This is a genomic window from Flavobacterium sp. KBS0721 (assembly GCF_002007065.3).
GTDB classification, from domain to species: Bacteria; Bacteroidota; Bacteroidia; order Flavobacteriales; family Flavobacteriaceae; genus Flavobacterium; species Flavobacterium piscis.
Genome location: NZ_CP042170.1, coordinates 3,901,357 through 3,927,004, shown reverse-complemented (window position 1 = coordinate 3,927,004; position 25,648 = coordinate 3,901,357). Strand labels below are relative to the sequence as shown.

21 protein-coding genes are annotated in these 25,648 nt (G+C 34.6%); 7 read left to right on the top strand and 14 right to left on the bottom strand.

The annotated features are described in order from the left end of the window. Nucleotides 1–40: 40 nt before the first annotated feature. From B0M43_RS16845 to B0M43_RS16825, 5 genes are all read right to left on the bottom strand, one after another. Nucleotides 41–745, bottom strand: coding sequence for a hypothetical protein (locus tag B0M43_RS16845; RefSeq protein WP_123921799.1), 705 nt, complete (start codon nucleotides 743–745; stop codon nucleotides 41–43). Nucleotides 746–814: 69 nt separating this feature from the next. Further along, the gene (locus B0M43_RS16840; RefSeq protein WP_078007201.1) at nucleotides 815–2,119 is read right to left on the bottom strand and encodes a hypothetical protein; all 1,305 of its coding nucleotides are present in this window, start codon (nucleotides 2,117–2,119) and stop codon (nucleotides 815–817) included. 551 nt (nucleotides 2,120–2,670) lie between these two features. Beyond that, on the bottom strand, nucleotides 2,671–5,910 hold the full coding sequence (locus B0M43_RS16835; protein ID WP_078007202.1) for a TonB-dependent receptor: 3,240 nt from the start codon (nucleotides 5,908–5,910) through the stop codon (nucleotides 2,671–2,673). 155 nt (nucleotides 5,911–6,065) lie between these two features. Next, complete coding sequence (locus B0M43_RS16830; protein ID WP_078007203.1) at nucleotides 6,066–6,914, bottom strand: FecR family protein; 849 nt, start codon at nucleotides 6,912–6,914, stop codon at nucleotides 6,066–6,068. 229 nt (nucleotides 6,915–7,143) lie between these two features. Next, on the bottom strand, nucleotides 7,144–7,722 hold the full coding sequence (locus B0M43_RS16825; protein ID WP_078007204.1) for an RNA polymerase sigma factor: 579 nt from the start codon (nucleotides 7,720–7,722) through the stop codon (nucleotides 7,144–7,146). A 740-nt stretch (nucleotides 7,723–8,462) separates the two neighbouring features. On the opposite strand from B0M43_RS16825, the gene B0M43_RS16820 reads away from it, so the two are divergent. The 4 genes from B0M43_RS16820 to B0M43_RS24485 all read left to right on the top strand — a co-directional run bounded on the left by B0M43_RS16820 (nucleotide 8,463) and on the right by B0M43_RS24485 (nucleotide 12,657). After that, on the top strand, nucleotides 8,463–9,797 hold the full coding sequence (locus B0M43_RS16820) for an amidohydrolase family protein (protein WP_078007206.1): 1,335 nt from the start codon (nucleotides 8,463–8,465) through the stop codon (nucleotides 9,795–9,797). A 198-nt stretch (nucleotides 9,798–9,995) separates the two neighbouring features. Then, entirely contained in the window at nucleotides 9,996–11,207 is a 1,212-nt protein-coding gene (locus tag B0M43_RS16815; RefSeq protein WP_078007207.1) for an adenylate/guanylate cyclase domain-containing protein, read from the top strand. 513 nt (nucleotides 11,208–11,720) lie between these two features. After that, on the top strand, nucleotides 11,721–12,125 hold the full coding sequence (locus B0M43_RS16810; RefSeq protein ID WP_078007208.1) for a hypothetical protein: 405 nt from the start codon (nucleotides 11,721–11,723) through the stop codon (nucleotides 12,123–12,125). Nucleotides 12,126–12,516: 391 nt separating this feature from the next. Continuing rightward, nucleotides 12,517–12,657 carry a hypothetical protein gene (locus B0M43_RS24485; RefSeq protein ID WP_158596331.1) on the top strand — a complete coding sequence of 47 codons (141 nt, stop codon included), beginning with the start codon at nucleotides 12,517–12,519 and terminating at the stop codon, nucleotides 12,655–12,657. Nucleotides 12,658–12,842: 185 nt separating this feature from the next. On the opposite strand, the gene B0M43_RS16805 is transcribed toward B0M43_RS24485, so the two are convergent. The 3 genes from B0M43_RS16805 to B0M43_RS16790 form a co-directional block, all read right to left on the bottom strand. Next, nucleotides 12,843–14,360: an amidohydrolase family protein gene (locus B0M43_RS16805; RefSeq protein ID WP_078007209.1), complete on the bottom strand. Its 1,518-nt coding sequence runs from the start codon at nucleotides 14,358–14,360 to the stop codon at nucleotides 12,843–12,845. 340 nt (nucleotides 14,361–14,700) lie between these two features. Then, the gene (locus B0M43_RS16795; RefSeq protein ID WP_078007210.1) at nucleotides 14,701–15,474 is read right to left on the bottom strand and encodes a YoaK family protein; all 774 of its coding nucleotides are present in this window, start codon (nucleotides 15,472–15,474) and stop codon (nucleotides 14,701–14,703) included. 118 nt (nucleotides 15,475–15,592) lie between these two features. Next, on the bottom strand, nucleotides 15,593–15,973 hold the full coding sequence (locus tag B0M43_RS16790) for a response regulator (RefSeq protein WP_078007211.1): 381 nt from the start codon (nucleotides 15,971–15,973) through the stop codon (nucleotides 15,593–15,595). A gap of 416 nt (nucleotides 15,974–16,389) precedes the next feature. Here B0M43_RS16790 and B0M43_RS16785 point away from each other — a divergent pair, with 416 nt between their 5' ends. Then, nucleotides 16,390–18,381: a BCCT family transporter gene (locus B0M43_RS16785; RefSeq protein WP_078007212.1), complete on the top strand. Its 1,992-nt coding sequence runs from the start codon at nucleotides 16,390–16,392 to the stop codon at nucleotides 18,379–18,381. A 12-nt stretch (nucleotides 18,382–18,393) separates the two neighbouring features. Here the strand turns inward: B0M43_RS16785 and B0M43_RS16780 are convergent, their stop codons facing one another. Then, nucleotides 18,394–18,765 (bottom strand): helix-turn-helix domain-containing protein, encoded by a 372-nt coding sequence (locus B0M43_RS16780; protein WP_078007213.1) that lies wholly within the window; start codon nucleotides 18,763–18,765, stop codon nucleotides 18,394–18,396. A gap of 165 nt (nucleotides 18,766–18,930) precedes the next feature. Further along, the gene (locus tag B0M43_RS16775; protein ID WP_078007214.1) at nucleotides 18,931–19,521 is read right to left on the bottom strand and encodes a Crp/Fnr family transcriptional regulator; all 591 of its coding nucleotides are present in this window, start codon (nucleotides 19,519–19,521) and stop codon (nucleotides 18,931–18,933) included. A 267-nt stretch (nucleotides 19,522–19,788) separates the two neighbouring features. On the opposite strand from B0M43_RS16775, the gene B0M43_RS16770 reads away from it, so the two are divergent. Together B0M43_RS16770 and B0M43_RS16765 are read left to right on the top strand one after the other, a co-directional pair. Next, entirely contained in the window at nucleotides 19,789–20,601 is an 813-nt protein-coding gene (locus B0M43_RS16770) for an AraC family transcriptional regulator (RefSeq protein ID WP_168199953.1), read from the top strand. Between the two features lie 143 nt (nucleotides 20,602–20,744). Continuing rightward, the gene (locus B0M43_RS16765) at nucleotides 20,745–21,911 is read left to right on the top strand and encodes a serine hydrolase (protein ID WP_078007216.1); all 1,167 of its coding nucleotides are present in this window, start codon (nucleotides 20,745–20,747) and stop codon (nucleotides 21,909–21,911) included. Between the two features lie 106 nt (nucleotides 21,912–22,017). On the opposite strand, the gene B0M43_RS16760 is transcribed toward B0M43_RS16765, so the two are convergent. From B0M43_RS16760 to B0M43_RS16745, 4 genes are all read right to left on the bottom strand, one after another. Next, entirely contained in the window at nucleotides 22,018–23,067 is a 1,050-nt protein-coding gene (locus B0M43_RS16760) for a T9SS type A sorting domain-containing protein (protein ID WP_078007217.1), read from the bottom strand. A gap of 96 nt (nucleotides 23,068–23,163) precedes the next feature. After that, nucleotides 23,164–23,835 carry a bifunctional 4-hydroxy-2-oxoglutarate aldolase/2-dehydro-3-deoxy-phosphogluconate aldolase gene (locus tag B0M43_RS16755; RefSeq protein WP_078007218.1) on the bottom strand — a complete coding sequence of 224 codons (672 nt, stop codon included), beginning with the start codon at nucleotides 23,833–23,835 and terminating at the stop codon, nucleotides 23,164–23,166. Between the two features lie 3 nt (nucleotides 23,836–23,838). Then, complete coding sequence (locus B0M43_RS16750; RefSeq protein ID WP_078007219.1) at nucleotides 23,839–24,846, bottom strand: sugar kinase; 1,008 nt, start codon at nucleotides 24,844–24,846, stop codon at nucleotides 23,839–23,841. A 19-nt stretch (nucleotides 24,847–24,865) separates the two neighbouring features. Continuing rightward, nucleotides 24,866–25,618 (bottom strand): SDR family NAD(P)-dependent oxidoreductase, encoded by a 753-nt coding sequence (locus B0M43_RS16745; protein ID WP_065449985.1) that lies wholly within the window; start codon nucleotides 25,616–25,618, stop codon nucleotides 24,866–24,868. Nucleotides 25,619–25,648 lie beyond the last annotated feature (30 nt).

Here is a 25,648-nt window from a genome sequence, read left to right as displayed (position 1 = left end):
TTGATAAATTTTATTTTTTTAGAAATTGCGGCATTTTGTTTTAGTTTAACTTAGGTACTTTTTTCGAAACATTTTCTAAAAGCCCTTCGGCAGTGATCCATATTTTATCAATTTCGTAGCCTACAAAGTTTGTGTTTTCATTTAAGAATGAAATATAAACATTATGATTCCCCTTAAATTTTGAAATATCTAATGTGTAATCCGCAAAATATGCAGCATCGAGCGTGGATCCCCTAGTCAACAATATTGTCCCTAAAAGAGTGGCTTCGGCAGGATCTGGTGATGTAGATCCATAAATTAAAATATTGTGATCTCCATCGTAAATAGAAGGCTGTGCCGTAATATTGAGTATAATTTTTCCGTCGTAATAAGTTAAATCTACTGCAGGCATGATGGCCCAATTTTGCTCTATTTGTTCAAGAGGTGCACCAGTACTAAGATCTATATTATATGTTCCTAAAATATTGATATTACCGCCGACTACAGCACCCGTATTTTGGTCTATTTGAATATTTTTTCTGGCAATCCAATTACTGTTATTTCCGTCTTTATCGAGCAAAACCCAATCAGAAACATCTCCATCTTCAAAATTGTCTTCCCATATCGTAAAACTACCACTTACAGGTTCTTCAGGAGACTCAGGTTCAGGATCTACCACCACTGGCGGAGCAGAATCAAAGGGATCATCATTTTGGCAAGAACTCACGATCAGAGCTATAATTGCAAATAAAAAAAAGTTTTTCATATTTTCTTTGTAAAAAGCATGGGCAGAATTTCTACCCATGCTATTAAATAATTTATTAACCAAAAAGTATTAGAAGTTTGTAAACTTCGTCCAGGTATTAGTCCAGTTAGCTTCTGTTTTGAAAGCTCCTGTAGCACCTGTAAAGTTTAATGTACCATTATTGAAGAATGGTTGTGAAAGTGCCCAACTTGTAGCTGGATTTACTGTTGAAGTTGTGTTACCAAAACCTAAACTAGTTGTTGTAGGCAATACTGGATTAACAAATCCGTGAATAGATAATGCTGACCAAGTAGATGCAGATGGCAATGAAGGAGACTCCCAGTTGATACCTCTGTTGTATCCTGTAACAGTAACATTAGTCAAACTAATTTGTCCTAATCTACGAACGTGGATTGCATTTTCATATAAATTAGCAACTGTAGCAGAGCTTACACCTACGATAGACAATTGAGAAATAACAGGACGAGTGATAACTGTTGTTGCAGTACCAGTAGAGTTATTATCTAGTTCAATACCATTAGAATCAGGACTTGTACCGCTTAAACTATGGTTAGAACCGCTGTCAGCAATTGCAATCGCTTTTGTAATTGTTCCTGTGTAACCAAGATCAAAATCAAAATTGTCATCTTCTGGTGCAAAAGAAACTAAATGTCCTGCATTTACTGTTCCTCCAAAAAATTCAAATGAGTCATCTAATCCGTAAGTTACCTGAACGTGGTCGATTACTGTACCAGAACCAACACCTCCTAAAGTTAATCCGTTGATTTCAACACCACCTTCGCTATCTAAAATACGTCCTGCAAATTCGATACGAACATAGTTTAAAGCTCCACCGTTATGAGCATTGTTAGATCCTCCATAATAGAAATCAGAAACAGTTGGCTGATCCCCTAATCCTTCGATAACATTAGTTGTTGATCCTGTGTTTACCTGAGCATCACCCAAAATAATTACACCACCAAAATCTCCAGCAGTAGCTGTTGTTGCAGCATCACCATCTAGTAATTTGTAACTTGTAAAGATAACCGGAGACGCTAAAGTACCTTGTGCATCAATTTTACCTGTTTTAGTAATTACAAGAACCCCTTGAGCAACTCCTGAAGCCAAAAGTTTTGCTTTAATAAAAGTACCTGCCTGAATGGTTAATGTAGCGCCTGCTTTTACACGTACTACACCATTGATTTCCCAAACTTTGTCGCTTGTCCAAGTTGTGTTTGTAGTAATATCTCCACTTACAGTTTGTACTGTTGCAGGATATCCTGAGTAGTCAGCACCAGCAGCTTTCATAGAAAAAGAAGAATCAGCAGAAGAATCATCATTTTGGCAAGAAGTCACAGCCAGAGCTATCATTGCACATAGAAAAAATTTTTTCATAATAATTGGAATTATTGCTATATTTGCTGCTATTAAACTAGGCCTTTGGAGAGAGCAGCAAAATATCTTTCCTTAGGTCTTTCTCTTTTTGGTAAATAATTCTTTCAATAAACGATTCCGCTTTACCATCGGGGTTTACACCTAATTCCATCTTTCATTGTTAGGATTTTTTATTCAATGAAAGGATCAATTTCAATTCTCTTTAAAATTTTTAGAATAAACAAAAAGATAAATGTTTATGGATATGATAAACCTAATGCCTCTCATCCTGATTTGGCTTTTTATTGAAGATTCCGAATATCTGCAACCTTATTCTTCTATTCATCTAAAATTCTCAAAGAACTTTTATAAAGACTCTTCCCTTAAAAAAGAGCCTTTACGGAAAAACACTTAAGCAACTTGTTGTAAAAATATCCGTAAATAAACTCACTGCTTATTAATATTAGCTTTTAGAAAAGCAAAATATCATGGTTGTTTTTATTGTTAACGGTTTCTTAATATTCAGAGAGAAAAAACTTATAATTATCACTCTTTTTATTAAGTAAGCGTTGTTAAAATTCGTAGTTAACAGAAACACTAAATGTTCTTCCTGTCCATGATTTAAATACTACCTGATCAATATCTTCATCGTATTTATTTGATGCATTTGCGCCCAGACTATATCTTGATCTAGGATTTGATCCCGTAGGAACATCTTCGATTTTGCTGTAGCTGTTTGCGTTGTTGTAGGTTTGTACCCCTGTATCAAACATATTTTTGATACTAAATTTTAATTGCAGGTCTTTCTTTTTAAAAAATTTATAGCTCATCTGAGCGTCTGTTACTGAATAAGGCATGCGAATTTCTTCTGCCTGATAATCAAATCCTACCAAGATATACTGATCTCCAATGGCATTATGTCTAAGACTGAATCCCAAACGATCGCCTACATAATCTAATCCTAAATTATAGGTATAAGGTGATTGCCCATAAAGTGGACGATTTGCTTCGTAAAGTCCTCCACTTCCGTCAAGATTAACATATGATGTAACTTTTGTATCATTTACAGAGGCATTTCCGTAAACAAACAGATTTTTTAAAATATCGCCTTCACCTAAAAAAGACAGACTTTTGTAAAACTCTAATTCAACGCCCCAAAGTTTGGCATTACTTGAATTAATATTATATATATCTCTGACGCCTGATGGATTTAAATAACCAACAGACTCGATTGGATCATCAATATTTTTATGATATACGCCAAAGGACAAAACTTCTCCTCCGGAAGGAAACCATTCTATTTTAAGATCATAATTATTGGCAACACTAGAAACTAATCCGCCTGTATAATTGTATATTTTAGCAGAACGAATTGGGTCGTAATACGGAATACTCAAACGCTCAGAAAATTGCGGACGTAAAACTGACTTATTATACCCCAACCTTACATTCATTTTATTAGAAGGACTAATAATTAAACTCGCAGAAGGAAGAAATTGCCAGGTTTTATCATCGCTTTGAATATCTGTAAAACCATCAGGAGTTTCAGACTGACTTTGTATTTGGGTATAGAGATAACTTTCTGCTCTTACTCCCCAAACCAATCTCAAATATTTACCAATTTTATCATCGAGCATTAAAAACGGAGAATGAATTTTTACATCACCCTCATATTTGTTTCCGTAAATACCAAAACCCTGCCAGCCAAAGCCGCCATAATAATAATTTGATCCGTCTAAAAATTTTGTCAAAGGTTCATAAATCTTTACTCTATCAGTTCCTTGGCCCACAACAACTAATTTGGCTGATTCCTGCTGATTTGTTGCTTTTTTATAGGTTCCAAAATAACCTGCTTTGATATCGTTTGCAAAAGAATCTCCAAAATCAAAAGAATATTTAAAATTTATGGCCCAATTATAATCCGCTTCATCATTAGTAAAATTACTTCTGCTAAACGGAAATCTCGTTCCTGCATTATTAGCGATATGATAAAGCAATACATCATCACCTACTTTTTCCCTATCAATTTCTGCAAATGTGGCATCTTTGGTATCCTTTGCAACATTTCCGTATGCTCCGTACCAATCGATTTCTAATTTTTCGAATTTGTGATTTCCTTCTATTTTACTTTGAATAAAAGTTTGATAAACCGGATAATTAGATTCAGATGTAGCAGGCAACTCAACGCCATTTATAATGTCTGAAATAGCCGAACCATCTCTCCAACCCGTAATTTGTGTCAATTGATTACTGTAGATATGCATAGCTGTATTTCGAATTGCTATTTTATGATTGTCCAGCTGAATGGCAGTGTTAAACATACCGCCCAATGTGGAATTGTAATTATAACTGGCTCCTGAGTTTTTAAACCCGAATTTTGTAAAAGTTGAATACGGTGTTTTTTCGTCTTCTGGTGAATAGTCTGAATTCTTTTGATAACTACCTCGTTCTGTGTGTTCAATCTCTAATTTTTCTTGTGTATTTTTAAAGATTAAAGAACCCACAAATCCCCATTTGTTATTGTCTTTTAATTTATAAACGCGGCCCACACCAAATTGAAGTGTTGTACCCGGCGCACCATAAGTTTTATAAGTCGTAAAATTATCTTGTGTGAATTCTTTGGACTGCTGTATAAAAAAACTGGATTGAGCTTCGTTCGTAGGTACATCTAATGCTACAAAATTGGTGGGATAATCACGTCTTCCGTCATCAAAACCCAGATAATCATAATCGCCTTCTTGTTTGGTCAAACGTTCCTTAAAAGCACTTTTACTGTTGTATGAAGTACTGATAGAGAAATTGGTGAAATTTTCTTTCGGGATGTCTTTTGTTTTTACCTCAACATATCCTCCGGCAAAATTGGCATACATATCCGGCGTTGCAGATTTGCTTACCACAATACTCTCCACCATTGCTGTCGGAATAATGTCAAAAGAAAAATTTTGTTGATAAGCATCTGTACTCGGCAAAGCAATTCCGTCCATAACAGCCTGATTCCATCTTTCTCCCATAGAGCGCACTACCACGTATTTATCATTTATAGTCGTAACTCCTGTGATACGTTTTAAGGAACTGGCCACATCTCTGTCCGGTGTTCTGGCAATTTGTTCTGCCGAAATACCATCCGAAAACTGGGCAGCTTTTTTCTGTTGTAATAACAAACCTTCAACCGAAGCTGTAGCTTTTTTATAATCCTGAATAATGATTACTTCATTCAGCGATTGTGCATCTTCTTTTAAAGAAACTACAAGCGGAGTTTCACCACCTTCGAGCACTTTTACACCCGTAATTTTTTGGGTTTGAAAAGAAATGGCGCTAATCTCAATTGTGTATTCGCCCGGTTCTAACTCTAAAACATAATGGCCATCAATGTCTGATTGTGCGCCCACCCCCAGTTCTGTCACTTTTATGTTTACGCCGGGTAACGAAAGCCCGTTGACATCTACGACTTTACCTGTAATTTTTCCCTTCCTTTTTTTTTTCTCGCTGTCTTTACTATTTACGGCTATATTATTTTCATTTCTTCTGAAATTTAGATTGGTCAGATTTTGTAAATCACTTAAAATTTCATCTATCGAAACATTATCTTTTTTTAATGTAATCAAAGGTAAAGTCAGATCTAAATCTTTTTGATACACAAATTGATAAGGCGTGCGGGATTTTAAATTATCAATAACTTTTTGGGGTGGAGAATTTTTAAAATCAACGGACACTGTTCCGGTTTGTGCATAAATAGTATTTGTTCCGAAGAAGATCCCGAAAATTAAAATCCATAAGGCAATGGCAAATCGCCTCGAAAATTCATTGTTCATAATTGATGATTGTTAGTTATAGAATAAATTTTAATATGATATTTTGGGTTAATATTTTTGGCATAGTCCAAACAATTTCTCACAACTTGCATTAAATTATTTTTTTTAAAGATTTAATGCAGTCGCGATCATTGTATCAAAATGTTTATATCGCATTATCTACTAATGAGATACGTATTATTTCCTGTAGATTGTATTCTGATTTCCAGAGCAAAAGCAATACTTTGAAGCAATTCATAAAAACCTTGTCTGGTATCCAGCGTTCCCTGGATTTTGAGATTTTTTAAATCGTTATCTAAATACGTCATCGAAAATTGATGATCTGCTTTTAGTTTTTCAAGAACCTGTTCTAAGGTTAATCCGTCAACATAGATTAAAACTTTTTTCCACTCAGGTTCTAATACAAGGGATTTTTGTTTATTTAATGTGGAAGTTTCAACTTTATAAATTGCTTTATCGCCTCTTTCCAGTAAAACCGTATTTTGCGAACTTTCAACTTTTACTTTACCCGTTCTCACATTTACTTCCGGTTGTTTATCTCCGTATGCTTTAACATTAAAGGAAGTCCCCAAAACAGTCGTTTTTATAAGTCCTGAACTTATCACAAACGGATGTGAAGGATCGCGTTTTACTTCAAAAAAAGCTTCTCCTTTTAGCGTAATCGTTCTTTCTTTTCCGGAAAACTTTTTAGGATAATCAATTTTAGAGTTTTCGTTTAACCACACTCTTGTGCCATCCGGCAAATTCAAAAGTCGTATATCTTTATTGTATGTTATGGTTGAAGTAATTTCAGGCTTAGAAAAACCAGACTGGATAAAAGCATGATAAGTACTTATAGAAAGAATAATTACGGCACTTGCAGCAGCTGTCCAGTTATAAATGCTTTTATATTTGTCGACTGTAGTTTTGCGTATAGTCTTCCACATACGAGTTGTGGTTTCATCCGGAAGAATACCTCTGTTTGGTATTGCATTCCATTCTTCTTTTAGTTTTCTGGAATTCATTAAATCAACATTTAGTTTTTGGAAAATCAAACACGAATCTCCTCGATTCAACTATATTAGATTTCCAATGATTTAAATATCACGGGTAGTGATCACTATTAATGTTTTCTTAATGTAAGAGACCAATTGCTTAACTTTGATCTGAAGTCAAAAAAGCATATCTCGGGACAAAAACAAAAGAATTAATCCAACAACAGCAAACTTACAAAGCCCAAATACAACTGTAGTTTTAGGATATAAGTTCAGCCTGACTTATAAAAAATAAGGCAAACCAATAAAGTTCATGATTTTGTACGGAGTTCTTTTTAAGAAATTGCAATGTCTTAGAAATTTGGTTGGCTACAGCACTTGGTGACATATCCATTTCTGCAGCTATCTCTTTATAACTGCGGTCTTCAAACTTATGGAGACTGAAAATTTTTCTTCTTTTTGCAGGTATTTTATTGAGCAGATATTCTATTTTTTCCAGTTTAGAACTTATATCGTCATCTACTTCATATACATAATCAAGTTCCTTAATCAATTGTTCATTTTCTACCGAAAAAATTCTGTTTTGCTTTTTATACCATTTTGAGATTTCCTGCTTTGAACTTTTAAACAAGATGGCTTCGAGTTCTACATTGGGATCTAATTTTGCACGGTATTTCCAAAGATGAATAAATACATTTTGAGTTACATCTTCTGAATCTGCCAGTTGTGCCGTATATTTTTTTACAAAACAAAATACTTTAAAATGATACATATCGTAGATTTCCTTAAAACAAGAATCATCTCCGGCACGTAACCTTATTACCAAATTAGAACTCATAATGTAATTTTAAATTGTTAAAGAAGACCCTTACAAAAGTATAATAAACCTGTAGTGATATTTTTTACGATTGGGTCATTTAATAATTTATTAATATTGCAATATGTTTTTTGAATTAAGCTTTTTACATACATCCCCGACCATCAGTTTTTGTTAATTTTGAAAAAGTAAAGCTGGATAAAATGGTCAGTATAATAAATGCATATTTTAATTACAATAAGCCACTACCTCCCTATCAGATATTTTATAAATCTGCTTCAACCACTTGATAAATCTGTTCATAAAAAAAGATGTTATTACGGTTTAACAAAATTCTACATTCTACTAAAAAAAGGATAAGGTTTATTTGCTTTTGTTTCGCTATATAGTTTTCAAATTAGTGTTTTTATTGTACCTCGACATCTGAAAACCCTATTAAAATAAGGAATGCTAATTTTTATATTGCAAAATAATTTAAAACTAAATGAATATTTACATCAATCCCCAACTGGACATCCAAATCAAATTTATAAAGCCAATAAAAGACAGACATTACATGTAGTACGCCAATATCTTCAAATCTTCCATAAAAAAAACAAACTGCAAATATTTTTTACACTAAAATATATCTTCAAAAAAATTGCCCCTTCTTTCTGTTGTTTTAAAGAATATCATAAATTGATTAATATCTCACAAAAAATTCAATAAATCAACATAACATTCACTACATTAGTACTATAACTTCCAAAACCCTTGTAGATATGTACCCTATAAAACGAAAATTATTGGTTATGGCAATTTTACTGAGTTCATTTTATGGAATGGCTCAAAAAACAATTCTCATCAACGATGTTCAAATTTTTAATGGTAAGGATGAAAAAACAACTAAGGGAAATATTTTGATTGTTAATAATCTGATTAATAAAATTTCTACATCACCAATACCAACTGACAGAAGCGCAAATACTACTATTATTGATGGCAAGGGGAAATTCTTAATGCCAGGTCTTATTGATGCACACACACATATCATGATGGAGTCGATGGGTATTATGGAATTAATGAATAGTGATATAGAATATATTACTGCAAATGCTATTAAATCTGCAGAAAGAGACCTAATGCAGGGTTTTACAACTTTCAGAGACCTTGCAGGTCCAGCTGGAGGATTACAAAAGGCTATCGACAGAGGCTTAATAATTGGTCCGCGTATTTATCCTTCAGGTGCTATGATTTCCCAAACCGGAGGTCATGGCGACTTTCTAACTCCCAATGCTGTTCCAAGAGATTTGGCAGCAAGCCTTGATTTTACCGAACGTAATAATTTCGGTGTCATAGCTGATGGCCCAGATCAGGTATTGAAACGTGTACGAGAACAACTTCGCCTTGGTGCCACACAAATAAAACTAGCTGCTGGCGGTGGGGTTTCTTCCACTTACGATCCTTTAGATGTGTCTCAATTTACAGAAGCAGAAATGAAAGCCGCTGTTGAAGCAGCAGAAAACTGGGGTACTTATGTCACCGTTCACGCCTATACGCCGAGAGCTATACAAACTGCTTTACGTGCAGGAGTGCTTTGTATAGATCATGCTCAACTTATTGATGATACAACAGCAAAAATGTTAGCAGATAAAAAGGCATGGTTAAGTCTGCAACCTTTCGTAGATGAAGGCAAAAGCCTTTATGCAGATGGTTCGCCGAACCGTATAAAACAACAAACTATGATGAGCGGTACTGATAAAGCCTACAATTTTGCAAAAAAATATAATATTAAAACTGCCTTTGGAACGGATTGCCTTTTTGAGCCCGAGCATTCAGCAAAAAGAGCAGGAGATCTTGTAAAGTTGTTACGCTGGTACAAGCCTTATGAAATATTAAAAATGGCTACATCTACAAATGCAGAATTACTTGCCATGAGCGGACCACGCAATCCTTATCCAAACAAATTGGGTGTTATAGAAGAAGGTGCTTATGCTGACCTTATATTAGTAGATGGAAATCCTATTCTAAATTTGAGTATAATGGAGGATTATGACAAAACATTATTGTTGATTATAAAAGATGGAATCATTTATAAAAATATACTTGACAAATAATATCCAAGAGGATAAATAGATTCTTTAATAACTTTTTCTTGTCATCAAATAACTTTTTCCATCAATCCCAACAGAACATACAAACCCAATTTATAAAGCCAAGGAAAGTCACATGTAGTAAGCCAATTTCTTCAAATCTCCCATAAATTTTATAGAAATTTGTCCTGTTCCTGTCACTACACTGCCAAATGGTGCCAATTGAAGACAATTATACATTTTTACTCAAAAACTTCCAAAGAATACCTTTGTGGTCTGCAATTTTTAAGACTATTTAAGCACACCAAAAATGAATATCTTTGGGATTTGCCAACTCAGATGATGATAACACCAAAATACAAAAGAAACATTAATCGTATTTTACCATTTGGTTTAATATGGCTTGTATTTAGTTTGATTTATACTATCCTTGAGCGAGGACTATTAGGCGACCTAAACTTTTACCCTTCATCGGGTAATCAATATGTTTTTAGTAGAAATATTTTAGCGATTCCACTGTTGGCTACTATATTTGGAACAATAATAGGTATACTCGAAATTCTTTACTTTAATAAATGGTTTATTCAGATTAGCTTCACTAAAAAAATTTTATACAAATCTTCGATTTACCTGCTCATCATTATCTTCCTTTTGATAATCATATTCCTGACAACCGCTAATGAAATTCCCAGCGCAATTTCCAGTGAGGGCTTTTGGCTTTTAATGTTAGACTTCTTTACGGACTATTCCTTTCTCGGAATCCTAACCTATATTGCCAGCATTATTCTAATGACCCAGTTCTACACTGAGGTGAGTGAAAGTATGGGAACAGGTCTTCTCAGTAATTTTTTCCTCGGAAAATACAATAAACCTGTCGAAGAAGACAGAATTTTTATGTTTCTGGATATGAAATCATCTACGACGATTGCAGAAAAGTTAGGACATGTTGCATATTTTCAAATGCTTCAACAGTATTTTTCAGATCTCAGCAGTCCTGTAATTGACTATTCAGGTGAAATATATCAGTATGCTGGAGATGAAATGATTATATCCTGGAGATTAGAAAAAGGAGTAATAAACAATACTTGTATAAGATGCTTTTTTGCTATGAAAAAATCCTTAATGGACAAATCAACTTCTTATAAAGAAAAATATGGATTATCACCGCAGTTTAAAGCAGGAATGCATTGTGGAAAAGTTACCACTGGAGAAATAGGTGTCTTAAAAAAAGAAATCATATTTACCGGTGATGTACTTAATACAACAGCAAGAATTGAAGGGTTATGCAACAATTATGATGTAGATATTTTAGTATCTGACTCCCTTGCTGAGAAACTTGACCTTAGTCCTTACTATAAGGTAGAATCAGTAGGAAAAAATAATTTGAGGGGCAAAGACATACAATTTGAATTACTTACATTGTATCCCATATAATCAAGAGAAAATAAATATCAGTTAGCAATATGAATTTTGAAAGGTTTTCTCTAAAAACAAAAAACAGGATCGATCCTCAACAGGACATTCAAACCAAATTTGTTTAAGCCATATAATGACATGCCCTACCAGTAGTACTCCAATCTCTTCATTGGTTATCCATGCAGCTGTAGAATAATAAAGCGCATCTTTATACTTACCTCTTATAATTTTTACTTTTCACCAGATTATATTCTTTACTGCCTGCAAGCAAAGCGGTTAATCTCTAAAAAAATAATTAAACCAATGAGTTTTTATGCTTTGGATTACTGCAAAACTATTGCATGCACCCACCTGATTATCTGATAGTTATTTTATAAAATTTAGATCGTTATTCTGTAAAAAAAGTGCTACTATTCTTTTTAAATTTGAAAATAAGGACAAACGCTGACAAGCACGGCATTACGGACAAACTTGCTCAGGACTCTTTTAAAAAAAACGACAGTAAAAATTTAATTTTAAAAAAATAAGATAATGAACTTAGATACACCGGAAAATTACGCTCAGGATGACAAGAATTTTCAAAATGCAAACACAGACCCACAAAGCAACGATCCAAACAGCAATAGATATGATTCAGAGAATCTTGACAATGAATCGGACAGTGAATCTAAAGATTTAACCGAGAAGGACATTGAAGAGGATCTTAAAAATAATGATCCGTCTGAAGGGTTTGAAACTCAAATTGATACCGATCAGAGCGATGAGGCTGAAAGTGACAAATTTCAAACCATTGAACCAGACCCGGACAATCCCGTTAACAAAGAATTCGAAATAGGAGAACTTGGCAATGAGGAGCTTAAAAACGATGAACTTACCCGGAATGAGACAGGTCATAGTAAACTCCAAAATAATAAACCTTCTCAGCGAAAATTTTAATGAACTGGGATGCTTCTCTAGTTCGCTGGCGCTAGGGTGCAAAATATAGCGGTTCCGGTAACAATTCTTAAATAGACCATCGATTCAAGCCTTGCATCATTCTGTCTATTTTGCACCTCATTGCTCCCAATGCGAAACAATCACATATTATAACAACCTGAAAATAATACAATTAAATATAAATATACTGTAATTAGGTCCATCCCCTAATTTTTAATTTTACTATTCTTCCTTGAGTAAGGCTTTAATAAGCGAGAAAGACAAGGATGGTTTTACAGTAATTACAAACCTTTTAAATTAAAACATTATGATACCACAAAAAAACTATGATACGTACAATCACGACGATAGCATGTATCACATGGGGGAAGAATCCATCCACTCGGAAACCATGGAGCACACGGATCCGGCAGTCAACCAGCATTATGACGACGAAAGATCGGCCGACCATCAGCCAACTGAACTGGATCATGACGATGCAGACAGAAGAACTTTAGACGAGTCAGAAGCAGATGAAGATGACGAGGATTAAAGATGTCATCTTACCGAAGTATTAACTAAACAGAAAGCCTCCGCAATGATTACACTGCGGAGGCTTTTTTTGCTGTGGTATTAATCTATTAAACCTAAGAAATTCCATTAATCATGTACACTCTCCATAATTTCAAATCTTCTTAAAATTCGAGAATATGACGATTAGGAATTATTTTTTCTAAATCACAAGTATTCCTTTATTTTTATACTTCTGTTTTCATTATTAGCATCTTCTATAGCTTTTAAAATAGTTTCAATTTGGCTTTTATTGATCTTATATTTATTAAAAAATACATATTCAATAGTCTTTGTGTTTTTAATATCTTCTAACGGATTTTTTGTCAATAACACTAAGTCAGATCTATAGCCTGTTTTTATTTTTCCGGTATTACTTTTCATCCAAGTGCTGGGCGCAACAGTTGTCGAGTATAGCACTTTTGCATTGGTCATTCCAGCTTTAGATAAAGATTCTAATTCATTATGAAGCGAAAAACCGGGAACAACAGTTGCTACATTGCTATCGGTTCCGGCCATAATTACCACTTTATTATCCACTAATGCTCTTGTCATGATATGAATTGCCTGAACATAAGTATTCCAAAAGGTTTGTGATAATTTTTTGGCACTCTGGTCCTCTTTCCCATCATATTCATAACCATTTGTACCGGGCAGCCATCCCAATTTATAGAGCATTGTTCCCTCAATAATTTTAGGGTTAACATATTTTAGTGCTGTTTCTTTAAGCTTGGATTTTAAATCAAATCTTTGTCCGGGAAAACTTTCACATAACCAAACAGTTGAAGTAACACTAATATTATTCTCTTTCATTTTTTTTGCAATATGCATTGAATTAACTTTTAAAAATTTGAGATATTCTTCTGGATTTTTAGAAATTGATTTTCCGAAGTCATCAATAGTTTTTACAGTTAATTCTTCAATATGAGCAACCTCAACTTGACCTGAGTGATAAAAAGTTTCTAAATTCACTAATGGGATGTGACCAATTACCGGAATATTATGCTTTTTAGCACTTTCTATTGTTGCCTTAAACATATCTGGATTCACAAAACCGTACATTTTAACCGCATCATAGCCTTGTTCGCTTATTTTTGATATTGCTTTTTCAGCATCATTTTTAGTCGAATAATTGATGGAATGCCGTGTCCAGCTATAATAATACCCTGTTAATCCGCTCTCGCTAAATAGGGGCGGAGATGCAATAAACATCCTGGGTCCTAAACCCGTTTTTTGTATTGCTTTTCTCCATTCTAAAATGACAGGACTTCCCGCCATTTCCCTCACATAGGTAACACCATTAATTAAATATAAGAACAAATCGTTTTTACTTTCTTTTAAATGCACATGACTATCTATAAGCCCTGGAATAAGGAATTTATTTTTACCATCAATAACAGCAGCTGTACTATCGAGTATTTTATTTTCTCCTAATTGAATTATCATCCCATCTTTAATTGTCACATCTTGATTTTTTATAAAATAGCTGCAATCTTCTGCAAGCACATTAACATTTTTGATTATAGTTATTGTGGATGGCTTAACTATTGAAGAAATATTTATGACATTAGTTGACTTTCCTAAAACTTTATTTAATTCATTATCTGCCCAAATAAACGCACCGATCAAAAGGGCAAACAGTATTATTGTACCATATAGGAATCTCCTAAACCATAGCTTTTTCATAAATTATTTAATTTAGATTTATGAGACAAAATAAATTCAAAATCACCGCAATTCGTTATCAAATGGGCAATTAGGTATGAAATGTATTGCTTTAGGTACGAAATTATAAAGACTAATAAATACTCTTTGTAATTTTTTAGCAACCGGCAGTTCAATTTTGGTAAGAGAAATGGTTTCGTGATTTTTTCCGGATTTAAAATGAGATGGATTTATTAAATGTGAGCGTCAGAATCCTTAAGTGTTCCAATATAAGCAAACACGATATTTTTAGAATGATCTCCGTGTAGTCCTTTAAGATCAGTCTCCCTTTTGATTCAATAATATTGACTGCTGTCTTGTATCAAGTTCTTTTCGAACCTTCAGCTTGATCCATTTTGGTACTGCTCGTTGCATGCCTTCTGTACTTCCTTTGCAACAAAAAAGCATTAAACCGGATCCTGTCATATAAGAGACCTAAAAGCAAAGCCATAACTCCTATTAATAAAACATGCAATCCCAAATTAGAATAAAAAATACCACCCGTAATACCGCCTATAAAGAAAAAACTGATAATGGTCATTCGTAGGTTTATTGATACAAACAGCTTTTTTCTAAAGGAATCCTCATGATAAAAAAACAGTTGGGATAATTCGATTCCCAAATCTGTAAAAAGCCCTGTCAGGTGTGTTGTTCTTACAGTGGCATTAGATATTTTTGTTACCAAAGAATTCTGTAAACCCATTGCAAATAATAAGGTATAGGCTATAACTTCAGAATTCTTTATAATTAAATACTCTCCAAAGACAGCAATCCCCAACAAGATTATACTTTCTATTGCTGTTGGAATTACATAACTGTATTTTTCATTTTTTCGCAACAGAAACTCAACAAGTAAACCTGAAAAAAAAGATCCCAGGAAAAAGAAGAAGATATAGAAAAAGTAAATAAATCCCTGTTTGAAATTAAACTTAAAAATCTCATCTACAAAAAAAGCAAAGTGCCCTGTAACGTTGGTTGTTAATTTTTGAACTGCCAAAAATCCTGCTACATTTACCAGTCCTGCCACAAACGATAATAAAGAGGCAATTTTAAGATTGTGCCTTGTATTTCTTCTGTTTCCCTGATGTTTGAACATTGTATTTTTAAGATTTTATAATCCTTAAATTATAATTATTTCTAAGCAATAAGATTCAATTAAGTACAGTATAAACCGTCATCAAGTGGTATTCAGATAAATTTATTACAACACTACATCATAGCAATTCCTGCAGTATGGCTGTAAGCTCTTCTATACTGTCAGGTTTGGATATGTATTTCACTGCAGTATTGTTAGTCTCCAGCCACGGCGCCATTACCTGCTCAGAAGGTGTAGAGAGTACAATCACCTCAACATTCTTTAAACGCTCTACCCCCTGCATGCGCTTTATAAATTCCAGTCCGGTTAAAAGCGGCATATTATAATCTAAGAATATAATATCTGGCAGTTCTTCCAAAACCTGCAGCTCTTCCCAAGCCCTGGCAGGATTAAGTATAGTGCGGCAATTGATTGGTTTGTCTACCGCACTGAGAGCCTCAACGAAAAAAAGGGTGTCGTCGCTGTCATCATCAATTAGAAGTATATTCTTGTATGGCATATATAATTTTTTTTAAAAGTTTTTTTCTCCATTCCTCATCCAAAGATAAGGTTAATAATTTGTGCAAAAGTATTTAAAAATGCTGATAATTTCCAGTGATTTCTTTTCGATGTATAAATGTATAGAAAGCTGGATTAAAAATTAAGATAAAAGTTTATAAAACCTTATCCTTCCGTAATTTTTGATATAATGATTGTCCTAAAATGCTGCCCGCCATATAAATCCAATTCTGTGGCTTAGCTGAATAAACAAATACCGCAGGAATGCATTTATGTCATAAAGATACTATAATACTTTATTTTTCTAGTGCAGCCTGTTCCACCTAATTAACTCTTTTGGAGCCAACCCCGCAGAAAATTTCAAAAAAAAATAAATTGACGCAATTTAGTCGTAATTTGCAATAAACACTACTTACTATGGAAAAGAGTAAAAAAAATACCACCTTTGATAAGGGCGTTACAATACCCGGACTGCTATTTATTCTTGGCATTTGCGCTTTTACGGTACTATTTCCTGAACCAACCGAAAACGTTCTTAACCATGTTAAAAATTTCATTTTTGTAAACCTGAACTGGGTATACGTATGGTCTGTAACAATATTTGTACTATTTCTGGTCTATCTTATGTTCAGTAAGTACGGAAATATAAAATTAGGAAATAACGACAGCACACCGGAGCATTCTTTCTTTTCCTGGATCTCCATGCTTTTTGCAGCCGGAATGGGAATTGGACTGATGTATTTTGCTGTAGCAGAACCCATGTCGCACTATGCTGATGAAGCTTTTACCGGTGATCATTATATCAATCAGGCCAAAAATGCACAATTATATACTTTTTTTCACTGGGGCATTCACGCTTGGGCCATTTATGGTCTGGTAGGTCTTTCTTTGGCTTATTTTTCCTATCGTTATCGTTTGCCTTTGTCTCTTCGAAGCTGTCTTTATCCGCTCTTAAAGGAAAAAATTAACGGTGGATGGGGAAATGCCATCGATGTCTTTGCGCTATGCAGCACTTTCTTTGGGATCACAACCACGCTTGGTTTTGGAGTAGTCCAGATCAACTCAGGCCTTAAGGGATTAAATATTGTATTGGGCTCTAATTTCACCTCTCAGGTGTGTATCGTCGCAGTACTGGTGACACTGTCCATTTTTTCAGCCATCTCAGGAGTAAGTAAAGGCATTAAAATTTTAAGTAATATTAATGTATCGGCCGCTATAATTTTAATGCTTTTTGTGCTTTTCGCCGGTCCAACTGTTTATATAATTGGAAGCTTTACAGATGGACTTGGAAATTATATCAGCAGCTTTTTTACGATCTCTTTCAATACTCATGTGTATGATGAAAAATCCCTTCCCTGGTTCTACAACTGGACTATTTTATATTGGGCCTGGTGGATTTCATGGGCTCCTTTTGTAGGTTTGTTTATAGCACGCATATCAAAGGGACGTACCATCAGATCATTTATAGCAGCCGTGCTTTTGTTACCAACACTGTTTAATTTGATCTGGATGTCTGTTTTTGGCAATGGTGCCATCTGGACAGATTTTCATATGGCCGGAGGAGAACTAAGCAGTCTTGCAAATAATCCAGAAGCATTAATGTTCAGCTTTTTAGAATATTTACCTTTCCCACTAATCTCTAAGGCGCTTGTAATTGTGATAGTCATTATATTTTTTATGACCTCCGCTGATTCAGGGATTTTGGTAATGGACAGTATTGCAACAAAAAATTCCCAAGTCTCGCCAACATGGCAGAAAATTTTTTGGGGTGTAATGCTTGCCGCTCTTGCGCTTTTGCTTTTAAAGGCGGGAGGATTAAAAGCACTTCAGACGATGACCCTTATAACTGCCCTGCCCTTTGCTGTTATTATGCTTTTTATAGCCGCCGCTTTGATGAAAGGATTGGTAATAGATTACAGATATTACCAGCGTAGTTTTTCTGTTTCAACAGTACCCTGGTCAGGGAAATTATGGAAAGAGCGGCTGCGACAGATTGTTTCTTTTAAAGACAAGTCGTCTGTTGAAGAGTTTATTCATACCAAAGTACAGCAGGCATTTACCGAATTGCAGACTGAATTTGCATTGCGAGGAATTTATGTAACCATTAAGTCAGCAACGAATCCTTTTGGTATGGAAATGGAAATTTCGCATAATGTGGTACATAATTTTATTTACGGAGTTAAGCTGCAGGCGAAAACAATATCAGAATATCTGGTCGAAGAACAAAACCTTCCGGAACTGCAGGACAGTGAAACTTATTATCCCAAAACTTATTTTGGCGATACAAGAGCAGGATATGACGTTCAGTACTTTACTAAAAATGAACTCATAAGTGATGTTCTTAAACACTACGAAAGATTTATTGAAATTACATCAGAAGAATCCAATGAAATGTTTACCAGTAAGTAATAAATTACAATGTTACATCAGTGCACATTTCTCTTTATAAAACTGAAGCTCCTGGTCTGTTTTTCCAAGAAGTTTTTCCAAAAGTACAATCTTATCCTCGTACAGCTTTGCGACTAATTCAAATCTGTTCTGGCTGTATAGAGCGTTAACTTTTTGGTCATTATGGTTTTGATTAAAATACCCTTGAATCTCAAAGTTAATTATATTCTCTAAGGGAAGTTCCAGAATTACAGCCAGCTGTTCCAATTTCTCCAAACTCAGGCTTGTTTTACCTTTTTCAATTTTACTGTAACCGGCCTGAGTTATTCCAAGCTGGTCCGCTATGTATTCCTGTGTATAATTTTTTAACTCCCTGATACTTTTAATCTTATCGCCTATTAACATTTCATATTATATTACCTCCAGAGCTTTTTCAAAAAAAACATTGCAAACTACCAGACATCAAGAGTCTGCAAGTGATAAATCGCTGAATATTCGTTATTATTTGCGTGCAAAATTAAGTTTCAAAAAGAAAAAGAACAATAACATTTGTTTACGTTTTGCATCAATTCACTCTACCCCACGCTTGAGACGGCTTAAATGAACCGGGCTGATATTTAGGTAGGAGGCAATATAATGCTGGGGAACGCGGGTAAGTATTTTTGGAAATGAAGCGTTCATATTGTTGTAGCGCTGCAAGGGAGTCTGAGTGTAAAATGCCTTGATTTTATCGTTCATTAAAAAAAAATAATCCTCCGCAATAACCCTTCCTAACTTTTCCCCATGTCGAAGATTAGTATAAAGCAGCTGCAGCATTTCATAATTAATCATTATCACTGTTGTATTTTCAAGTGCCTGAATGTGAAAATCTGCGGCGGTCACTTTTAAAAAACTTTGGTAATCTGTAGCAAATGTATTTTCTAATGAAAAATGGAATGTTTTTTCTTCATCATTCTGATCAATAAAGTAAATCCTCAATAAACCCTTTACCACAAAATAGATGCCGCGGCAGACCTCTCCTTTACGAAGAATGATTTCTTTTTTCTTAATACGCCTTAAACTAAACATCGATTTGCAGTGCTCCCATTCGATGTCATCGATATCAATATAATGCAGTACAAGTTCACGAATAGCTTTAAAGTCATTACTCATTTCAATCATATAAATTTAAATACTATTTATTATCTGCTATAACGTCAGAAGATGCGGCATTATTTTTCTGAGAGGTTTATTGGAATTACGGGATAATTTGCAAATTCTTCCAAAAATAAAAATGTAAAATAAGCAAATTAAGTCCTCACGAGAAAGAAAAGTTAGCATGTTTCTTAGGTATATGTTAAACTTTTTGTTTTTTGAGACAAAAAGTTTAATATTATTTTTTATTGTTTCATAATGCTCTTTCGAGTGATCTATAAAGTTAATATTAAAATGAATTTAGAATTTTACAGACCAAAAAATACGCTGCTGAAAAAGTATATCGAAGGATTTTATTTTTTTGTGGAAGATTCGAAATCTGATCCTTTAATTTATCGTACATTCCCTAATAATTATGTCATTGTTACTATTGCGCAGAATATTTCATTGCAACAGAAAGACGGGATGATTATAATTACGCCTTCAAAAGAAAATAATATTTTTTCTAATATAGTTTACCGATATAATACTCCAATCGAAATATCATATCTGAAACCAATCAATGAGATTACCCTATATTTTAAGCCGCTGGGTTTGAATTTTTTTATCGATAATGTAGATGTTATTTATTCCAAAGATCATACAAAGAAAATTGAATTCGATCCCTATACTGATTTTAAAACGGAAATGGAGAAAATTTTCAATATCAGCGACAGGCAAAAACAGATTGAAACACTAGAGCTTTACTGGTTATCGAAGTTCAGAGAAAAGGATGTTTCACAGGTTCAGGAATTGATCCGTGATATAGAAACGGATGCCAAAATCAGTGAACTGGCCAACAAGTATAAAATTTCGAGACAGTATCTCAACAAAATATTTCAAAAAAATGTTGGAAAACCTCCCTCTGAATATCGAAAAATACATCGATTCCGAAGATCAATTATTGAAAAAAACAAAGTAAAAAACTTAACCGAATTATCGTGTAATAACTTATTTTATAATCAATCGCATTTCATTAAAGATTTCCAGGACTTGACCCATAACAATCCAAAATTTTTCTTTAAAAATGTAGATACACAAAAAGAAAACGTGTGGCTTTTTATTTAATGGTGTTTCCATTTTTACAATTTCAAAAGCGAACCATTTGGTTTCTTTGCAAATGAAATATTTGAGATGTTTATAAACCAATTCTGAATTGAATAAAATTATAATTCAATCAAATAAGTGGAGTTTTAATTAAATAAAAAAAAATGCGCAAAAAAGCTTTAATAGTATTCTTGGGAATGCTGGTAGGTCATACTTATGGACAAAATATCAACAAAAGTAAACTTGAATCACTTTTAACTAAGGCTGATGAAACACACTCAGAAGCTGTCATCATTTATAAAGACAATGAACTGGTTGCTGAAAAATACTTCGGAATTGGACAGCCAGACACAAAAATTGAAAGTATGTCCTGTACTAAAAGTATAGTAGGATTAGCAGTCGCTTGTATGCTTACTGATCAACTGATTGAAAATCTGGATACTCCAATAGCCAAATATTACCCTGAATGGATGCAAGGTCAAAAACAGTTCGTTACCATACGGCATTTGGTGAATATGACCTCAGGTATGCAAAACAATCCCAATGCATCGGTAGAAATTTACCCTAGCGCAGATTTTGTACAATTGGCCCTTGCCGCCGAACTTTCAAAAAAACCGGGAGAGGTTTGGCAATACAATAATAAATCTTTAAATCTCATGGCCGGCGTAATACAAAAAATAACTGGCAAACGCATGGATGAGTACATAGGCGAAAGACTTTTTAAAAATCTGCAGATTACAGATTACAGCTGGACTCTGGATCAGAAAGGAAATCCCCACGTTATGTCCGGATGCCAAATTAAGCCGAAGGATATGATTAAATTGGGACTGTTAGTAGCCAACAAAGGAAAATACAATAATAATCAGATTATTTCTGAAGAACATATCAATGAAGTTGTAAAACCATGTACTCAGTATCAAGGCTACGGAATGTTATGGTGGCTGGATTATGAAAATACAACCTCAATTGTGGATGAGCAAATTATCACCGAATTAAAAAAAGGTAATGCATCAAAGGAATTCATCAAAAAGGCTATTAAAATGAAAGGTGTTTACCATTCTAATGATGAGTATTTGACAAAACTCCAATCGGTTTTTGGCGAGAATCCTTATCAAGATATTAATAAGAATCTAACATCGGGATTACGTCTTCGCAAAAGAGAATTTAGCGGCAAGGTAACCTATCGTGCCGATGGATATTTAGGTAATTACATTATTGTTGATCCCATAAATAATATTGTTGCCGTTAGAATGATCAGCCATCAGAGTCATAAGGAAGAAAAAGACAATTTTTCAGATTTTGGTAAACAGGTAATCGATTTAATCGAATAGATAAAAGTAGTAATGAAAAAGAATATTTTTCTATGATTTAAATCTATTAGAATTGAATTTCTGTTTGAATTGTATTTAAAATCGTATCACATGAAAAACGGACATGTTATTTCTTTATAAATTTTTCCGTAAATGACTTTTTATCGGTTTTGAATTTTAATATATAAGTCCCTTCTTCCAGTTGGGAAACATCAATTGAACTTACATTTACATCTTTTCTTTCGTAAACTTTTTTGCCTTGAACATCCACAATTATGATATATTCGAATTGCCTCTGCTGATTAAAATTCAGCGTGTCTTTTACCGGATTTGGAAATAGAAAAGATCCTTCTTTTTGGATATTTAAAGTCGAAAGTGATGAACTTACAATTTCTTGTATAGAGAAATCTGCAAACAATACTTCTTCATCGCGTAATTGCTCCTGACTTAAAAGGCTTCTGTAAATTCCCCATTTTGGACGGATTCCCTCTGCATTGTCGCGCCACGTTCTGATATTATTATTGGAGTAATTTATCAATGTAGAATTGTCGCTGATTTTCTTAATTAAAACAGCATATTTTCCATTCTCTCCATAGGTAATTGTTTCGGTAACTTCGACCCAGTTTCCTTTAAAAGAAGACAAACTTGCACTCGCTACTTCGTTTGCTACCAAACTATCAGAATGCATTACCTGCAGTTTTTGATTGCTTCCTCCTCTTGTAATCAATGAAAGTACCGGAATACTTTCGTGCGGACCTCCATAGGCTTTTATCTGATGAATATGCGTGAATTTATTCGATGGCTGAAAACCTGCATCCAGCTTAAATTTCCATTTGTAAATCACTGTTTCTCCATACGTTCCAATCAAATTATCTGCCGATTGATTGTAGGTCTTGATTTCGTTACGCTGTCTGTCAAACTTGATGCATCGGTCGTTATCCGGCGTAACGTGAATGTGAAATTTGAAAACGTACTTTTTCAATTGTGCGTCCCAAACTTCTTCTATGTGGCGACCAAAATTAGTATGAACACAATCCGGGGTTTCCGTAACGTCATAACCAGGAGCAAAAACGCTATTAATTAATTCATAGGTATTTCCTGGACCATCTGCAGATAATGTAACTTGAGCCAAAGAAATTTGGGCTAGTAAGAAGATTGAGAGATGTACTATTTTCATGTTTCCGGATTATTTTTTTTTCTTTGCGAAATCTTATTTTTAATGTGCATTTAAGTTTTTTTGTAAAGTTTCGCAAAGCTAAATGTTTGACTTAGCCTACTTTTTATATTTTTTAAACGCTTCAACAGATAATTTTGCTGCCCTCTTAATTTCTTCTAAATCAAAATGGCCTTCCATATTTTTCACAAAAAGCTGAGAACCTAAACCAACGCAATGTGCCCCGGCAGAAAACCACTCTTTTAGATTTTCCTCTTCAGGTTGTACACCGCCTGTAGGCATAATGTTTGACCACGGACACGGACCTTTTACCGCTTTGATAAATTCTGGGCCACCCACCTGCTGTGCCGGAAAAATCTTTACGATATCGGCACCAAGACTTTCAGCATAATTAATTTCCGTCAAAGAACCACAGCCCGGCATCCAGGGAATTTTCCTTCGATTACATGTTGAAGCAACTTCTGGGTTGACAATTGGTGCAACTATAAAATTGGCACCACTCTGAATATATAACGAAGCAGTGCCAGCGTCAATTACCGAACCGATTCCCAGGATTAAATCCGGCAATGTTTCCTTGGCGAAAATCACCAATTCTTCAAAAACCTTGTGTGCATTGTCTCCCCTGTTTGTAAATTCGAAAATTCGAATGCCTCCTTCATAGACCGCTTTCAGAATTTCTTTGCAGACATTCACTTCGTGATGGTAAAAAACAGGAACTATTCCGTTTTCATTTATCGCATTTAAAACCTGTAATTTTGAAAATCCTGCCATTGTTTATCGTATTAATCTACCGGAAGTATTTCCTTCCGCAATTTGGTTTATTTCGTTAAAGTCGGCCAGGTTGGCGTCACCTTCGATCGTATGTTTTATGGCACAAGCTGCATTGGCAAAAGCCACTGAATCTTTTTCAGAAAAATTATGCAGTTCTCCAAAAATCGCTCCGGCTGCAAAAGCATCTCCTGTCCCTATCCGGTCCACGATGTGGGTTATTTCAATCGGTTCGCAAGAAAACATCTCTTTGCCATTCCACATTCGGGATTCGATTTTGTGCCAGGATGCATTCTTTCCGGTTCTTGTCTTGTCATAAACCTTTTTCAATTTAGGAAATTGTGCCATCAATGCCTTGCTTCCCTCTTTGAAGTCTTCATCAGAAAGCGAAAAATCAGTACCTAAAAGTTCATTGAATTGTTCACTTCCTCCGATAAAAACATCTGAAAGCGCTACTAATTCTTTTAAGGCTTCTTCAGCTTTTCTCCCATATTTCCAAAGTCCGGCGCGGTATGCAGGATCACAGGAAACGGTTACTCCCATTTCTTTGGCAAGCACCAAACCTTCTTTTAAAGCCAAAAAATTATTTTCACAATGAGCAGGCGTAATTCCTGTCCAGTGAAACCAATCGGCATCTTTTAAGATTGTGGCCCACGGAACTGAATCTGGTTTTAAAGCCCGGAAAGCCGAATGTTCCCGGTTGTAAGCAATGACTCCAGAACGAACAACAGCTCCTGATTCTACAAAATATAAACCCAAAGGTTCTTCGCCTTTTTGCACAAAAGAAGTATCGATTCCATTACTTTTTAGATTGCAGATAGCAGCTTTGCCTAAAAAATCATCTGAAACCCGGCTAACGTGAACAGCATTGCAACCTAAAATGGAAAGGGAAACCGAAACATTAATCTCGGTCCCTCCATAATAAATTTCAAGCTGATTGGTCTGGGATGTTTTTTTAAATCCCGGAGGTGTCAACCTTGCTAGTATTTCACCAAAAGTGACTACTTTTTTCATTTATTTTTATTGAAAATTATTAACTAAATGCCAAACCACCGTTGATATCAATGTTATTCCCTGTCAGGAAAGAAGATTCATCAGAAGCCAGATAAGCTACTAAATCAGCTACTTCGGATGCTTTTCCTTCTCTTCTCAAAGGTGTTCCGTTTGCCACGTTTGTACGAACTTCAGGTTTTGTAAAAGTATCGTGAAAAGCGGTTGCAATCATCCCTGGGCAAAGCGCATTTACACGGATTCCCTGCGGACCAAATTCTTTTGCCAAACCTCTAGTATAAGTCATCACAGCACCTTTTGCAGAAGCATATAATGCAGCACCCGGGCCACCACCATCACGACCCGCCTGAGAAGCAAAGTTGATGATTGAAGCACCTGATTTCATCAATGGCTTGAATGCTTTTGTTACCAGGAAAACAGATTTGAAGTTCACGTTAATCATTACGTCAAAGAAATCTACATCCATTTCTTCAATCGTTTTACGAGCGATGAGTCCTCCGGCAACGTTTACTAAAACGTGTACTTCTTCACCAAAAGCTTTTTTAGATTCGCTTACCAGGTTATCGATATCTTCCTGTTTTGTCATATCACCTTGTACGATGATTGCCTTTCCGCCGGCTTCTTCTATTAATTTCAAAGTTGTGTCCCCGTCTTCTTGATTTAGAAAATAATTTACAACAACATTGGCACCTTCTTTAGCTAATTTGATAGCCACTTCTCTTCCAATATCTCTTGCTCCCCCTGTTACTACGGCTGTTTTTCCTTTTAATTTCATTTTGATTCTATTTATAATGTTGATTTAAAT